This is a genomic window from Fusibacter sp. 3D3 (assembly GCF_001748365.1).
In the GTDB taxonomy this organism is placed as follows: Bacteria; Bacillota; Clostridia; order Peptostreptococcales; family Acidaminobacteraceae; genus Fusibacter_A.
On the sequence record NZ_BDHH01000008.1, the window covers coordinates 203,624 to 218,442 of the forward strand.

12 protein-coding genes and 1 CRISPR repeat array are annotated in these 14,819 nt (G+C 34.4%); of the genes, 9 read left to right on the forward strand and 3 right to left on the reverse strand.

Annotated elements, in window-relative coordinates:
- The first annotated feature begins 10 nt into the window (after nt 1–10).
- The 9 genes from F3D3_RS11310 to cas2 all read left to right on the forward strand — a co-directional run bounded on the left by F3D3_RS11310 (nt 11) and on the right by cas2 (nt 9,613).
- Nucleotides 11–973: a YafY family protein gene (locus tag F3D3_RS11310; protein WP_069873982.1), complete on the forward strand. Its 963-nt coding sequence runs from the start codon at nt 11–13 to the stop codon at nt 971–973.
- 82 nt (nt 974–1,055) lie between these two features.
- Nucleotides 1,056–1,739 (forward strand): hypothetical protein, encoded by a 684-nt coding sequence (locus tag F3D3_RS11315; protein WP_069873984.1) that lies wholly within the window; start codon nt 1,056–1,058, stop codon nt 1,737–1,739.
- A gap of 14 nt (nt 1,740–1,753) precedes the next feature.
- Nucleotides 1,754–3,523, forward strand: coding sequence for a hypothetical protein (locus tag F3D3_RS11320; RefSeq protein ID WP_069873986.1), 1,770 nt, complete (start codon nt 1,754–1,756; stop codon nt 3,521–3,523).
- Nucleotides 3,510–4,457, forward strand: coding sequence for a type I CRISPR-associated protein Cas7 (locus F3D3_RS11325; protein ID WP_069873987.1), 948 nt, complete (start codon nt 3,510–3,512; stop codon nt 4,455–4,457). The genes F3D3_RS11320 and F3D3_RS11325 overlap by 14 nt, the downstream gene beginning before the upstream one ends.
- Nucleotide 4,458: 1 nt before the next feature.
- On the forward strand, nt 4,459–5,190 hold the full coding sequence (gene cas5b / locus F3D3_RS11330; protein WP_069873989.1) for a type I-B CRISPR-associated protein Cas5b: 732 nt from the start codon (nt 4,459–4,461) through the stop codon (nt 5,188–5,190).
- A gap of 59 nt (nt 5,191–5,249) precedes the next feature.
- Nucleotides 5,250–7,769: a CRISPR-associated helicase/endonuclease Cas3 gene (locus F3D3_RS11335; RefSeq protein WP_069873994.1), complete on the forward strand. Its 2,520-nt coding sequence runs from the start codon at nt 5,250–5,252 to the stop codon at nt 7,767–7,769.
- Nucleotides 7,770–7,806: 37 nt separating this feature from the next.
- Nucleotides 7,807–8,298 carry a CRISPR-associated protein Cas4 gene (locus F3D3_RS11340; protein ID WP_069873996.1) on the forward strand — a complete coding sequence of 164 codons (492 nt, stop codon included), beginning with the start codon at nt 7,807–7,809 and terminating at the stop codon, nt 8,296–8,298.
- Between the two features lie 25 nt (nt 8,299–8,323).
- Entirely contained in the window at nt 8,324–9,325 is a 1,002-nt protein-coding gene (gene cas1b / locus F3D3_RS11345; protein ID WP_069873998.1) for a type I-B CRISPR-associated endonuclease Cas1b, read from the forward strand.
- Nucleotides 9,326–9,361: 36 nt separating this feature from the next.
- The gene (gene cas2 / locus F3D3_RS11350) at nt 9,362–9,613 is read left to right on the forward strand and encodes a CRISPR-associated endonuclease Cas2 (protein ID WP_069874028.1); all 252 of its coding nucleotides are present in this window, start codon (nt 9,362–9,364) and stop codon (nt 9,611–9,613) included.
- Between the two features lie 187 nt (nt 9,614–9,800).
- Nucleotides 9,801–12,968: direct repeats of the CRISPR family, unit length 30 nt; unit sequence GTTGAACCTTAACATTTGATGTATTGAAAT.
- A gap of 193 nt (nt 12,969–13,161) precedes the next feature.
- On the opposite strand, the gene F3D3_RS11355 is transcribed toward cas2, so the two are convergent.
- The 3 genes from F3D3_RS11355 to F3D3_RS11365 form a co-directional block, all read right to left on the reverse strand.
- Nucleotides 13,162–13,482: a DUF6618 family protein gene (locus F3D3_RS11355; RefSeq protein ID WP_069873694.1), complete on the reverse strand. Its 321-nt coding sequence runs from the start codon at nt 13,480–13,482 to the stop codon at nt 13,162–13,164.
- A gap of 10 nt (nt 13,483–13,492) precedes the next feature.
- A complete protein-coding gene (locus F3D3_RS11360; RefSeq protein WP_242877126.1) occupies nt 13,493–14,299 on the reverse strand; it encodes an ExeA family protein in 807 nt (268 codons plus the stop codon).
- On the reverse strand, nt 14,296–14,819 hold a 524-nt coding region (locus tag F3D3_RS11365), incomplete at its 5' end, for an integrase core domain-containing protein (RefSeq protein ID WP_139132073.1). The genes F3D3_RS11365 and F3D3_RS11360, both read right to left, overlap by 4 nt.

Sequence of the window (14,819 nt, forward strand, 5' to 3'; positions counted from 1 at the left end):
TAGGAAGGGGGTGAAAATTATATCTAAAGCAAGTCGTGTGGGTAAAATTATTGAATATTTAAAACAAAGAGATCTTGTTCCAAGAAATGAATTGTCACAGTATCTGGGCGTTCATCCTAAAACGATTTCAGGTTATATTTCTGAGATCAATGAAGAAGGGCTATATTACATTGATGTGTACACAGGACCTCATGGCGGTTATAGGCTGAATAAAAGGAATTTATCTAAACAATTGCTTATTGATCGTGAAGAATATGAAAGCCTAAGAGTCTGCAGGGAAATGATTAAAACAAGATTCAAAGAGATTTATCCGGAATTTGAAACACTGTTTTTAAAAATCACTCAAAATCATCAAGAGGAGAGTCCTTTAAATTTCATATTAAAAGCACATCAAGATAACCATGAACCAAAAGAAGAGCGAAAAAAACAGATTAAATTAAATGATGCCATTAGAAATCAAAAAAAAATTGAACTTGAATCTTACAAGCGCATAAACAATGTCCAAAAGCATTCTGAAAAACGCATTATTCATCCGTACGGGATTATCTATTACAAGTCAGCACCTTACTTGGTGGGATACTGTGAACTTCGAAATGCACTCAGAATTTTTAAATTGACTCGAATTCAAAAATTTCGAGTTCTAGAGGCATTCTTTGAAAAAAGTCATGATTATACCAATGATGAACTGCTTGAGTATTGTATTGGCATTCACAGAGGAAAGAATTATGAGGTGAAATTGAAAGTCGCATTTCCATTTGATGAAATTATTAGCGAAAAACAATGGACAAAGGATCAGAGTATTAAAAGAATCGATGATAACCATATCGAATTTACTGGAACGCTGGAAGGTGAAGAGGAAATTATCGGGTGGTTGCTCTCTATGAAAGAATTTGTGGATGTGTTAGAACCCGAATATATCAAGAATAAGTACAGAGAAAAAATTGAAAAAATATATCAAAAACATTTTAATTAGAGCCATTTTTTGTTACTTATTCGGATTATAATGAGCTTAAATCAGATGAAATGATTTAATCCAATAGAGAGGAGGGCAGTTAATGTATTATTATGAAATTACCAATACGGTCTATCTACAGAAAGATATCCCTGCACGAGAAGTTCATGAGAAAATAGCTAAATTGATTAATCATGCTATGGAAAAAAGACCTTTTTTAGAGAATCTTCATGGCAAAAAACATGTTAAATTGTATTGTTTTGATTACCTATTTCCAAGAGAAAACGACAAAATCTACCTTAAAGGAAGAGTCTATGTCTTTAAGATGCGTACGCCAGTTAAGGAAATTGCAGAAAATTTTTCAATAGCCTTAGCCGTAACTCAAACAGATGAAATGAAGATGTTAGGGGCAAACTTAATTCAAAAGCGGTTTAAGTTTAGTGAACCACTTTACACGGCAACGCCTGTTATCTGTACACTGGGTAAAAAATACTGGACGAGAGAAGAGGGGGTTGAAGCCTTAGAATCTAAAATCGAAAAAAATTTAGTCACAAAGTATGAGGCATTACAGGGTAAGATGCCAGAAAGAAGCGATGCTTTTATCCAATATCTTGAAATTAAAAACAAGAAAAATATCATCATACCTTATAAACAAGGTAAGCTCATTGGTCACAAACTGCTACTTGCGTTTAATACAGATGCCCTTTCGTTAGACATGGCCTATCTGGCGTATACGACTGGTATCTTAGAAAAATCATCATCAATTGGTGCCGGATTTTGCATATAGAGGGGGGTGAGTAAATGATAGAAACACTACTTGAAGATTTTAAAATTGCATATGAAAAGCAAGGCGATGATCTCATAACGGCAAACTACACTTTAGACCAAGGGCTCTATATCAGAGTGCGTTCAAATGGAGAGCTGGAATCTTTTATCTTTAAAAAAGAGCGAGAGATCAGCCAAGATTACGATTGGTTTGCTAAGAGGGATTTAATTTCAAGGTATATTAATTCTAACAAATGTGTACCAAGTGATTTATATGATTCAGCTAAAAAGAAGAAGGTTAATAGTAAGCGCATTAGCAGCAATAATTATCTGACATGGTTTATTAAAAAACAGAGTTTCTTTGGTCCAGATAAAATGCTTAATAGAAGTCAAATACAGGAACTTACTCAAAATTATTATGACTATTTAATCTCAGATAGTTTAAATGAGGAAGCTGTTTTAGAAATATTAAATCTACCTTTTGACGACGCTATTTATAAGTTTTGTAAGGGCTTTATGACGGCAGAATTTCATAAAATCTATGAGATTATAGAATCCGAGAAAGAGGCATATGAAAATTATATAAAGATCTTCTTTGATTTTGATTATGAGATTTACTTGAGGGAGAGCAATCGATATTTATATCATAAGATTTTTAATACGGATAAGTATAATCTGAAAACTGAAAGGGGCATTGTAGGGTTGTCGAATCTTAATATGGGCTTAAACTCAAAAAAACCATATTTAGAGCATAAGACGATGAATATAACGGTACCCTATCGCGTGACCTTAGAAGCTGCTCTTTTGGGCTATAAATACAGTCAGTATTTAAAGACACAAGGCTATGGCATCAGATATCAAGCACATCACGAAAAATTTGAGATGCCGCTTCTAAATGAATTTGCTCAAAAACAATATGGTGCAAATTACTTGGAGCTCAATCAAAATAATGGAGAGATTGAAATCAGAGATTTTGATGTTATACCAGCTTATGGGGCAAAAATGAATTTTAGGGTTGTGAATCATTTAGAATATAAAAATATGACAGAGGATGGCATTTTAAAACTAAAGGATTACAGCGACTATGGCAGAGGAACAGTTGACGGCACAACGAGGGCTATTGATGAACTCTACTTTTCTAAGAACTTGATGTACAATTTTAAAAAAGAGGCAAAAGATTTATCACCAAATCAATATATTACAAAAAATCTCCTCAATTACTTACTGCAGTCAAGAGATATGATTTTTGACTTTTATAAAAAGGGGATCAAAGAAAATTTAGTTGAATTTAATCAAAAGATTGGATTTGAGCTCATAGTAGAAGCATTATGTCATCGCGGCATAAAGTCAGGAAGAGATGCTTTTAACTTGTTTTATTCAATTAGAGATTATGAGATGGGAGGCGCCTTAATGGGACAGATCAAACAGTTAAAGCAACGTATTATTGAGAAGGTAGAAGACAAGACTGTTGAGGATTTTGAAACGATAGAAGAGTACTCATTTGCAGCTGGACAGGTTGCATATTATTTATTTTCAAAATCGGAAGCGCAAAAAAAATCACATGATATGGTGGAACCGTTTATGAACCGCAATTCCATTTCACAGGTTAATGAAGAATTAACCTATTGGTTTAAACGATATGCTCATGCGATTAATATGTGGGACAAGCGCTTCAATAAGATGTATGCGATGCTTCTGGGCTTTCAAAGCGATCAACAAAAGAAAAGCGATTTATTTCTAGCAGGCTATTTATCAGATAATATGATGTTTATGAAAAGGGAGGTTGTTTTAGATGAAGAAGAATAGAGTTTATGGGGTTATAGGTATTGTTGGCAATATGTCCAATTGGAATGCGGATTTTACAGGCAGACCGAAGACTACGTCCAAAGGCAAAATATATGGCAGTGATAAAGCTTTAAAATACCCTATGAAGGTTAAATGGATGAACGAGGGCGAAAAAGTGCTTTACATTAAATCATTAAAGGATGAGAAAAAAAAGGATGATAAAAATTCCATTTCGCCTAAGTCACTTGCAGAGCGTTATGAAGAGCTTTTTAATGAAAGTGCATCTAAGAAGACCAGTACAAATGCATTGGTATGTAATCTTTTTAAATGCATTGATGTTATGAATTTTGGGGCGACATTTGCAGAGGCGAATGCAAATATCTCCATTACAGGTGCGGTTCAAATTGGCCAAGGATTTAATCAATATGACGATACAAGGGTGGAGATTCAAGATATCTTATCTCCATTTAGAAATTCTAAAAAAGAGGATGCCAATAATTCGTCATTAGGCACCAAAATTGTTGCAGATGAGGCTCATTATTGTTATCCTTTCACTGTTAATCCAGATAATTATAATAATTATGCTCAGATAATAGACGGATTTGAAGGGTATACGCAAGATGCTTATGAAAAATTTAAAGAGGCAGCACTTGTGTCGGCAACGGCATTTGCAACAAACAGTAAATTTGGTTGTGATAATGAGTACAGTATTTTTGTTGAAATGAAGGGTGAATCGAAGAGAGCACTCCCGAACTTATCCAATTATATGAAGTTCGAAAAAAAGGATGCTGTAAATCAACTCAATTTATCAAAACTCTCTAAGCTTATTCAAACGATGGATGAAATTGATTGCGTGGAAATCTACTTTGATCCATTAAGTATTGAAATAAAAGATCTTGATCCAAGTAGTAAAGTGAAATGCTATCATATTTTGACCAGAGAAGAAGTGATGTAGCATGGAAGTGATAAGATTTTTAATATCGGGACAAACGGCACACTTTAAAAAGCCAGATGTCAATTCGTATTGTTACTACACATACAATCATTTACCGAAGCCTCAACTTCTAGGGATCTTAGGTGCGGTATTAGGACTTGGAGGATACACTCAACAGGGTGAAAGTCAATATCCAGAATTTTATGAGAAATTGCAATTCCTTAAAGTGGCTGTCTTGCCTATTGGGAATAAAAGAGGCTTGTTCTCAAAAAAAGTTCAAACCTTCAATAATTCTGTAGGGTATGCAAGTGGCGAAACGGGTAACAATTTGATCGTGCGTGAACAGTGGCTTGAAGATGTTAAATGGGAAATCCTTATTGATTTCACATCGTTAGAGGATAAAGACTTACAAGGACATCTGAAAAATATTCTGTTAAATGGCGAAGCAGTCTACATGCCTTATCTTGGAAAGAATGATCACATGGCTGATATTACAGAACCTTTTCTGGTCGAAATTCATGAGGTTGATGGGGCTGAAACACTGGAGAGTCTATTCAAAGTGGATGACTTTATCTTTGAAGATGATTTTGATGATGAGGATGAACCACCTTTTATGTTTAAAGATTATATGCCAGTGGGGTTTACGCCTGAAAATATGTATGAATTCAAAAAAATAGGGTTTACAAATCGTAGAATTTCAACTTCAAATGCCAAAGTGTATGCATACAACCAACAAAATATTGTATTTATTTGATGCCGTGAAAGAAAAGAATAGCCTCCCTGTGAACGGGTGGATTTTCACAGGGAGGTAAAATGCTAAAAATAAGTGAATGTGTAGAAAATGATTCGATTTATTATGCTCATAAACGCCCCAATAAAAATGAAACACTTGAAGAACATTGTCAATTGACTTTGGATTACTTTATGAAAATTTCAACTCAAAATGGATTGTCCGAATGTATTGATGGGATGATCAGAAAACTGATTAAGCCTGAAATAGCAGAAATAGAAGTGAAAGCGGTTGATGCCTATGTGAAAAATTTGTTTTTAGAAGCAATCTATTACCATGATATAGGCAAGCTTAACCGAGATTTCCAAGTGGAAAAGATGAAAAATCCTCATTTTGATTTAATATCGGAGGGGATGAGTGAACACAGTATTATCTCCTCATTACTCTACATTGACATTCAATTTGCTAGCTTGAAAGGCCAAGGGTTTAAACAGAAATCCGTAAAGTTTTTAAAACAGATGATCGTTAATTTTGCTTATATGATTTCGAGACATCATGGCTATTTAAAAGATCTAAATCATTTTGCAGATAGGTTAGCGGGTGTACTTGAGGGGCTTAAGGATCATCCAAATCGTATTGAGGGTTATTGTTTCAAGGAAAGATTGTTCGAGTATGAATCAGATCGTTTGGAGACTCTTATTTCAAATTACACAAATCATACGATGACTGATTCTAGGGATTTGACATTGCTGATACTAAATAAAGTACTTTATTCGGGAATAGTCGCTTGTGACTTTTATGCAACTGGTGATTTTATGAATCAAAGTGTGATAGATGATTTTGGTTATATAGAGGATGCAGAAACTTTTACAAACACCTATTTTAATGATCCTTTAATTCAGTCTATTCAAATGTTTGATTTTAACCAGCACCCAATATCCATTAACCATTTGAGGACAGAGATTTTTAATGAAGCGGCAGATACTTTTGTAAAGCATATAGACAAATCAATTTTTTACCTTGAAGCGCCAACTGGAAGCGGTAAAACCCTAACTTCTATCAATATTGCTGTGCAAGCACTATTAAAAGAGCCTTCTATTAATCGAATTTTCTATGTTTTCCCGTTTAATACACTGATAGATCAGACACAATCAGTCTTGTCGAAGCTTTTTGATGCATCTTCAGTGGCGGTGGTAAATGCGATTTCTCCGATTAAAGAAAAAGCGAGTGAAGAATCAGAAATAGGAGATTATAATAAAAGTTATTTAGACCGTATTTTTTTACATTATCCGATTACGTTAACCAGTCATGTGAAATTCTTTTCGAACCTTATGGGCGTAGGGCGAGAATCCCATTTGCCACTGATTCATATGGCAAACAGTCTGGTTATAATTGATGAAATTCAAAGTTATAAAAACATGATTTGGAGTGAACTTATTTTACTCATGGAACACTATGCTAAATGCTTGAATATTCGGTTCATTATCATGTCTGCAACGTTGCCACAACTCAATATATTAAGTGGCTCGAATGTGGCTGTTAATCTATTACAAGATGGCAGTCGATATTATCAAAGTCCCTATTTTAAAGATCGTGTAGCAGTGGATTGCACTATGCTAGATTGTGGTGTCATCACACTGGAGGCTTTAAAAACACACCTCTTTGAAAATGTTATTTTAAAGCAGAAAAATAGAATTTTGATTGAATTTATAGATAAAGAGAGTGCCCGTACTTTTTTTAAAAGTCTAAAGGTGGATGATCGCTTTACTGATTATGCGGTTGAAGAGCTCACTGGAGATGATCATATCTTATTTAGAGAAGAAATGATTTCAAAGTTAAAGGCTCAGGATGCGTTAAAACAATTTATCTGGCAGAAGGTGATCGTTGTGGCAACACAAGTGATTGAGGCAGGCGTAGATATAGATATGGATATTGGCTATAAGGATATTTCATTGATAGATTCTGAAGAGCAATTTATAGGCAGAATCAATCGTTCTTGTATGCGTCTAGGATGCAAAGTGTTTTTTTTCGATTATACGCAAGCTAAAACCATTTACAGAGATGATGTTCGGATTGATTTTAATCTAAGAAATTTGAAATACAGACAGTTGTTTATTGATAAGCAATTTGGACTTTATTTTGATGATGTATTAAAACGTTTGGCTACCGAAAAATTGAAAGCCAATAAAAATGCGTTAGCATTGTTTCAATCCTATGTTCAGGAGCAAGATTATTTAAAATTTTACAAGCATATGAAACTGATTGATCAGGTGACATTTACTATTTTTATACCTAGAAATTTAAATGCAAAAGGGGTAATAATAGAGGGTGCAGTGGTTTGGCAGCAGTATAAAGATTTGCTTTTAAACATGGATAAGCCTTATACACAAAAGCAGATTGAGCTTTCAAAATTAAATAGAGTTATTTCATATTTCACGTACAGCGTTCATGCCGAGCCACTAAAATATGATGATCTCATTGGAGAAATGTACTATTTAAGTGAGGGCGAAGAAATGTATTTAGAAGACGAAAAATTTAACCGTAAGTATTATAAGGAGATTAATGGTGGGGCCTCAAAATCATACGAGGATATGATTTTATAGAAAAAGTCCCTTTAAGCTATAAGTATGAGGTGAAAAAATGCGAATAAGCGGAACCTTAATGAACTACTATTTTCACTGTAAGAGACAGTGCTATCTATTTGGGAATAAAATAAACTTAGAGGATAACAGTGAACTTGTAAAAATTGGTAAGGCACTTCATCAAGAACGTTATGTAGAAGAAAAAAGCGAGATTGCAATTGAAAATATCAAACTGGATAAGATAGATGGCGAATATTTAATAGAGTATAAAAAGTCAAATAGTGATGTGGAAGCCTCAAAATGGCAGCTTCTTTATTACCTTAAAGTATTAAAGGGCAAAGGCATTTTGAAAAAAGGTAAACTCATATGCTTAGAAAAGGCGAACCAGTCACCCAAAATATTGTTTTATGAGCTAGATGATTCAATCGAGCATGAACTTACTAGGTTTGAAACTGAAATAAGTGAACTTATCAATGCTGAAAAAGTACCGCCTGTGCTCTATGCAAGTAAGTGTAAAAAATGTGCTTATTATTCGTATTGTATGCTCTGATCATTATAGGTTAGGAGGGGGTTTTATGAGTGGTAATACAAGGTATATTTTTTCCATGGGAGAGGTTAAACGTAAGGACTCCTCTCTTGTTTTTAAATCTGAAGGAAAAACAGTGTATTTGCCAATTGTAGGCATTAGAGAAATGTTTATGATGAATGAGATATCAATCAATACGAAGCTGCTTGATTTTTTATCTTCAAATGGTGTTGTGACTCATTTTTTCACTTATTATGGCACTTATTCAGGAACGTTCTATCCACGTGAAAAATATCTAAGTGGTCGCCTAACTGTGAAGCAGGCACTTGCATATGTCAATCAAAGGGATATACTTTCAAAAGCCTTTGTCAATGGAATTCGGTTAAATGCGATTGAACTTATTCAAACTCGAAAAAAAGAAAAGTGTGATAGCATTGAAAATGCTCTGCTTGATTTAAAATATAATATCCCAAGACTAATGGATCAATCCGATAACATTAAATCGACGTTAGCGGTTGAAGGTATGATTTGGGCTCATATTTATAAAGGGCTTAATCAATTTATTGATCCAGAATTCATTTCTAATAAACGTGTGAAAAGACCACCTGATAATCCGTTGAATGCGATGATCTCTTATGGCAATAGTTTGATATACGCTAAGACGATTACACAAATTTATCACACACATTTAGATCAGAGTATTAGCTTTTTGCATGAACCTAGCGAAGGACGCTTTTCACTTTCACTTGATATTGCGGAAGCCTTTAAGCTTAATGTGGTAATTCCAGTGATCATTAACATGATCAACAAGAAAATGATTCAAGTAGAAAAACATTTCGAGCGCAAGGTTAATTATTGCTATCTCAACGAAGAAGGTCGAAAAAAATTCACCATCGAACTTGAGAAAAAATTGGACTCTACTTTTCAACATGCGAAACTCAACCGGCGCATCTCTTACAATACAGCGATAAAACTTGAAGGGTACAAACTGGTTAAATTTTTACTTGAAGATGAACCATTTCACCCTTTTACGATGAAGGAGATGATATAATTGAAGAGGTCATACAATTATAATTATGTCTTTGTGATGTATGATGTTGAAGAAAAGAAGTGCCAGAAAGTATTCAAGATTTGCAAAAAATATTTGTCCCATTTTCAAAAGTCTATTTTTAGAGGCAAAATAACCCCATCTCAATTAATATCACTGAGAAATGAAATAAAGAAAGTCATCAACAAGGATACTGATACAATCACAATTATAAAAATGATTGGTCAAAGTTCTTTTGAAGAAGAGACACACGGCTTTAAATATGATTATGGAGAAGAACTAATTTTGTAATTATATGTAATAAAAAAGGAAACCATTTTGTGGAATTAAAATGTACAACGCTCTGATTTAAATAGCTGTACTTGAATTTGAGAATGCACTTACAATTTCGAAAAAACATAAGGTAATTTTAATTAAAATGTTCAAATTTGAATGGATTCATCAATTTGGATTATTTGTGAATGGGCATTATAGAATGGTTGAACCTTAACATTTGATGTATTGAAATACTATCATATTCTATCCTTTCTAATTAAATAAATTAGTTGAACCTTAACATTTGATGTATTGAAATCCGTAAAGTTCGCCGTTTTTTAAATCAATTCTAATGTTGAACCTTAACATTTGATGTATTGAAATTCTATAAAAAGGACTCTACATTTCTTCCAGTTATCCGTTGAACCTTAACATTTGATGTATTGAAATACACTTTAGCCCTAGCACCTTGCGTTTGCATTGTCGTTGAACCTTAACATTTGATGTATTGAAATAAATAAAACTTTCCATCCCACGGCTTAACACTTACAGTTGAACCTTAACATTTGATGTATTGAAATATTAGTGCTATTAAGAAGAAAAATGGAAACAAATTTGTTGAACCTTAACATTTGATGTATTGAAATTTATCACAACCTCCTCCAAATTGAACGTATTTTAAAGTTGAACCTTAACATTTGATGTATTGAAATCCAACCGACATAAGGAGCGGTGACGGTAGCATCGTTGAACCTTAACATTTGATGTATTGAAATGCTATTTTAAAGAGGTATTCTTTTCTAAGCTTATATGTTGAACCTTAACATTTGATGTATTGAAATACTTGGTATCTTGTAAAACCACTTCTGACAATCCATGTTGAACCTTAACATTTGATGTATTGAAATTTTACAGATTGTTTAATTTTAACAATTTCGTCTCGGTTGAACCTTAACATTTGATGTATTGAAATTTGGCAAACCACATCGGGTTATAGAGTTTGAGATGTTGAACCTTAACATTTGATGTATTGAAATAGGTTTGGCAGACAAACAAAAAGAGCCGATGCAGTGTTGAACCTTAACATTTGATGTATTGAAATGAGCTTAATCGCATCATTGAATCGAATAGCGTTGACGTTGAACCTTAACATTTGATGTATTGAAATTCGTGTAAACGTGCATGTTGTTGGTGCGGTGAATTTGTTGAACCTTAACATTTGATGTATTGAAATTCCCAAAGGGATTATTAGATGAAAGTGACAGATACCGTTGAACCTTAACATTTGATGTATTGAAATTGTGATGTCTCATGTCAAAAACAGCAAAAATGCAAGTTGAACCTTAACATTTGATGTATTGAAATACAAGTAGCATTGAAAAGTGTAGATTATTAGAAATAGTTGAACCTTAACATTTGATGTATTGAAATAGGATATTATAAGCGTCCCTGTGCGCTGTATATAAGTTGAACCTTAACATTTGATGTATTGAAATATTTAATGATAGGAGGTTGGAAGGTGAAAGATAAAGTTGAACCTTAACATTTGATGTATTGAAATGTGTTAATTTGCTTTAGTGTATATTTTCGAGACGAGTTGAACCTTAACATTTGATGTATTGAAATACTATTGTTCCGGTGTCGCTTGTTGCGGTGTTCACTGTTGAACCTTAACATTTGATGTATTGAAATGAATTTAAATCGATACAAACCCCTTGACATGATGGTAGTTGAACCTTAACATTTGATGTATTGAAATAGATACATTTCTTTCTTTTCGCGATCATATGTTGAGTTGAACCTTAACATTTGATGTATTGAAATATTCGTATCTTGTCCGCTACAAACGGTGCGGGTGCGTTGAACCTTAACATTTGATGTATTGAAATATTGTTCGTTCCATGTTATAAATACGTTTTGCAAATGTTGAACCTTAACATTTGATGTATTGAAATGAACTTGTTTCAAGTGCGTTCATAATAGCAGAGATGTTGAACCTTAACATTTGATGTATTGAAATTACTGAAAAGGGTTCTTGTCAATACTTGACTGATTGGTTGAACCTTAACATTTGATGTATTGAAATATGGCAATTGCGCTTGAACTCGCAGTCGTCGATGGGTTGAACCTTAACATTTGATGTATTGAAATGAAGATGCTGAGTTATTGAAAGTAGGTAAAAAACAAGTTGAACCTTAACATTTGATGTATTGAAATAGTTGTTGTCGATCCGTTCCATGATGCCAACCTGGTTGAACCTTAACATTTGATGTATTGAAATAGCGATTTGCAAAAATACATTTAATCACCTACTTTCGTTGAACCTTAACATTTGATGTATTGAAATGATGATCCTTTTAACGGTTCATGTGCTTGTAGATGTTGAACCTTAACATTTGATGTATTGAAATCCGTCAAGCTCTCCGATCCAACCGGTGTCAACGCTGTTGAACCTTAACATTTGATGTATTGAAATATTATAGTCTTATCCGTCATTTTACTGGCGTTATAGTTGAACCTTAACATTTGATGTATTGAAATTAGAAAAAGCCTTCAACTTTTTCGCTGTCTCTGAATGTTGAACCTTAACATTTGATGTATTGAAATGAGAGTAATGAACTTGTTAGATATTTGACTGGGGGAGTTGAACCTTAACATTTGATGTATTGAAATGCATAAATGGTTATGTGCCCTATTTGCCAAAAAGCGTTGAACCTTAACATTTGATGTATTGAAATTTGACCGAATCATCATCATAGTCCTCGCATTCTTGTTGAACCTTAACATTTGATGTATTGAAATTAATCTGGGTTGTTTGATATGGCAATGAAACTTGGTTGAACCTTAACATTTGATGTATTGAAATTAAGAGAAGATAATTCTGAAATTCTAGCGTTAACCCGTTGAACCTTAACATTTGATGTATTGAAATGATATAGTTATTAAGTCAATCAGCTGTCCTTTATGTGTTGAACCTTAACATTTGATGTATTGAAATGTCTTAAATATGTCACCTTGGTAAATTGTATTCTCACGTTGAACCTTAACATTTGATGTATTGAAATTTTCCATTAGTTTTTCTGTCTTATCGTAGAATTGCCGTTGAACCTTAACATTTGATGTATTGAAATTACATTCCGTTTCTTTGCCAATTCTCCCATTGTGGTTGAACCTTAACATTTGATGTATTGAAATGCTCTTATAAAATCCGCGTATTGCTTTCCGCTTTTTGTTGAACCTTAACATTTGATGTATTGAAATAGCTTCAAGGCGTGGGATATGTTTAACGAAGGCACGTTGAACCTTAACATTTGATGTATTGAAATGCTACATTAGATTCTTTTTCGTCATCAAACTCAACGTTGAACCTTAACATTTGATGTATTGAAATGCGTCTTCTGTGTTATCCGTCAAATTAAAAGCACCACCATCAGTCGCATTGTTTAATCCTAAATTGTGCCTAGTCTAGGGATCAGAAGCAAATTATTAGCGGCCTAATGAGCACATTAAATAAACTGCCTCATATTTAGTGCATATTAAATGATCCAAAGAAAAAAAGCGAGTGACCTCGCTTATGATTTGAGTTAAATATCTATATATGAACTAATCGCCTTCAAGGCATAAATAATGCTGATGGCATCTGTTTTTGAAAAATTCGGATGATAATTCGTAAGGCGTTCTAAGTTCCAGAAGGTATCGGTTAGTGCCGCAAGTTCAGTTGCCACGCCATGGGTAGGAATACATAAGAAGTTACCATGGGCGTAGTGACCACAAATGATGTGAAAACAACTTCCACGAGCGGTTATTTTTATCTCATAGGGATGAACGGTAGTGAGCAACTGGACTTGACCTTCCCAAGAGCCAGACTTAGATTTACTTTTAGAACAACGATAATCAAAAATCATAAAAAACCTCCTAGAGTTCAGTATCGTTAATGGCTTGCATGACCATGTCAGTATTAATAGATGACGCTTTGTGACTTTCGCCGATGAGTAAGCTCGCGTTGCAAAACTTATTGATAATTCGGGGTGTGCCATCGGCGGCATTGAGTATGGCTTCGATAGCATTATCATCGAAAATGGATTGAGTGCATCCAGCACCTTTAAGCTTATCATTTATATAGCATCGACCTTCTTCTTTTGTTAAGCCCCCCATGTCATAGTTCATCACGATGCGCTGACGAAAGGGCTCATGGATGCCCAAACGAAGTGTTGAATTGAGAGAAGGCAGTCCAGCAAGGAGTATGGCAGCGCGATCTCTAGAATCCATTTCAAAGTTAAAGAGAATCTTAAGGTCATTGAGAATGGCGGTATTGATATAGTTGGCTTCATCAATGATAATAACGGGTGTTTTTCGTTTTTCAATGGCAAGTCGTGAAATTTCATCTTGAATAGTTCTGAAATTATCAGGCTTACGAAAAGCGGGTTGCGCTCCAAGTTCTACAGCAAGATTGCGGTAAAAATCATTAGCTGTGAGCGTAGAAAAACTAGAGTAAATCACCTTATATAAAGAGGGATTGAGGTTATTCGCCCAGTGCCTGATAGCAGTGGTTTTTCCGCGACCAGGAGTGCCCGTAAGAAGACCAAATCCCTTTGTTTTGACTAAATAATCAAGACGGAAAAGGGTTTCACGATATTCTTTGGTGTCAACAAGAACTTCTTTAGAATTCTTTAAAAAAGGGTTGAATTCCAAACCGTAGCGGGCGATATAGTTCATGTTCATACTTCTTCACCTCTATACAAATGTAACTTTTCTCGTTTAACAAAGGCGTTTTCGTGTTTGTTGAGTAATCGGATAGGTGTAAAAGTGCCATCGTGTTCAACAATAAAAATAGATGCCATATCCGCAGAGTAGCGTAGGCGAACTCTTTGCTTTGCAAAGCGATAATCAACTTCATACTCAATCTGATCGATGGTGATGACACAATCGATGGAAACGCGCCTTTCAATTTCAAGGAGGAAGTGTTTTTGAATCTCCTCATCAGTAAGACGCCTGATGCGTTCGGGTTCTGAAAAGAAGCGATCCTGTGGAGAAGACCCTTTAAGTGAGGCGTGTGGTGACTGATTATACCTTTGGACGTAAGCTAAAAGATTACCACGCAACTCATCAAGGGAATGAAAATCCCGAATATCCAGAGCCGCAAGCCATTGATCTTTCATGGTGCGAAACCAACGTTCGATTTTTGCTTTTTGTGTTGGCGTGTAAGGCCTGTCGTAATGGAGCACTGAGCCAGTGCGCGCTG

What these genes read in the sequence shown, in the direction of transcription:
- cas2 (WP_069874028.1), top strand. Translation starts at nt 9,362, where the DNA reads ATGTATGATGTTGAAGAAAAGAAGTGCCAGAAAGTATTCAAGATTTGC.
- F3D3_RS11360 (WP_242877126.1), bottom strand. Translation starts at nt 14,299, where the DNA reads ATGAACATGAACTATATCGCCCGCTACGGTTTGGAATTCAACCCTTTT.
- F3D3_RS11325 (WP_069873987.1), top strand. Translation starts at nt 3,510, where the DNA reads ATGAAGAAGAATAGAGTTTATGGGGTTATAGGTATTGTTGGCAATATG.
- cas5b (WP_069873989.1), top strand. Translation starts at nt 4,459, where the DNA reads ATGGAAGTGATAAGATTTTTAATATCGGGACAAACGGCACACTTTAAA.
- cas1b (WP_069873998.1), top strand. Translation starts at nt 8,324, where the DNA reads ATGAGTGGTAATACAAGGTATATTTTTTCCATGGGAGAGGTTAAACGT.
- F3D3_RS11315 (WP_069873984.1), top strand. Translation starts at nt 1,056, where the DNA reads ATGTATTATTATGAAATTACCAATACGGTCTATCTACAGAAAGATATC.
- F3D3_RS11320 (WP_069873986.1), top strand. Translation starts at nt 1,754, where the DNA reads ATGATAGAAACACTACTTGAAGATTTTAAAATTGCATATGAAAAGCAA.
- F3D3_RS11335 (WP_069873994.1), top strand. Translation starts at nt 5,250, where the DNA reads ATGCTAAAAATAAGTGAATGTGTAGAAAATGATTCGATTTATTATGCT.
- F3D3_RS11355 (WP_069873694.1), bottom strand. Translation starts at nt 13,482, where the DNA reads ATGATTTTTGATTATCGTTGTTCTAAAAGTAAATCTAAGTCTGGCTCT.
- F3D3_RS11340 (WP_069873996.1), top strand. Translation starts at nt 7,807, where the DNA reads ATGCGAATAAGCGGAACCTTAATGAACTACTATTTTCACTGTAAGAGA.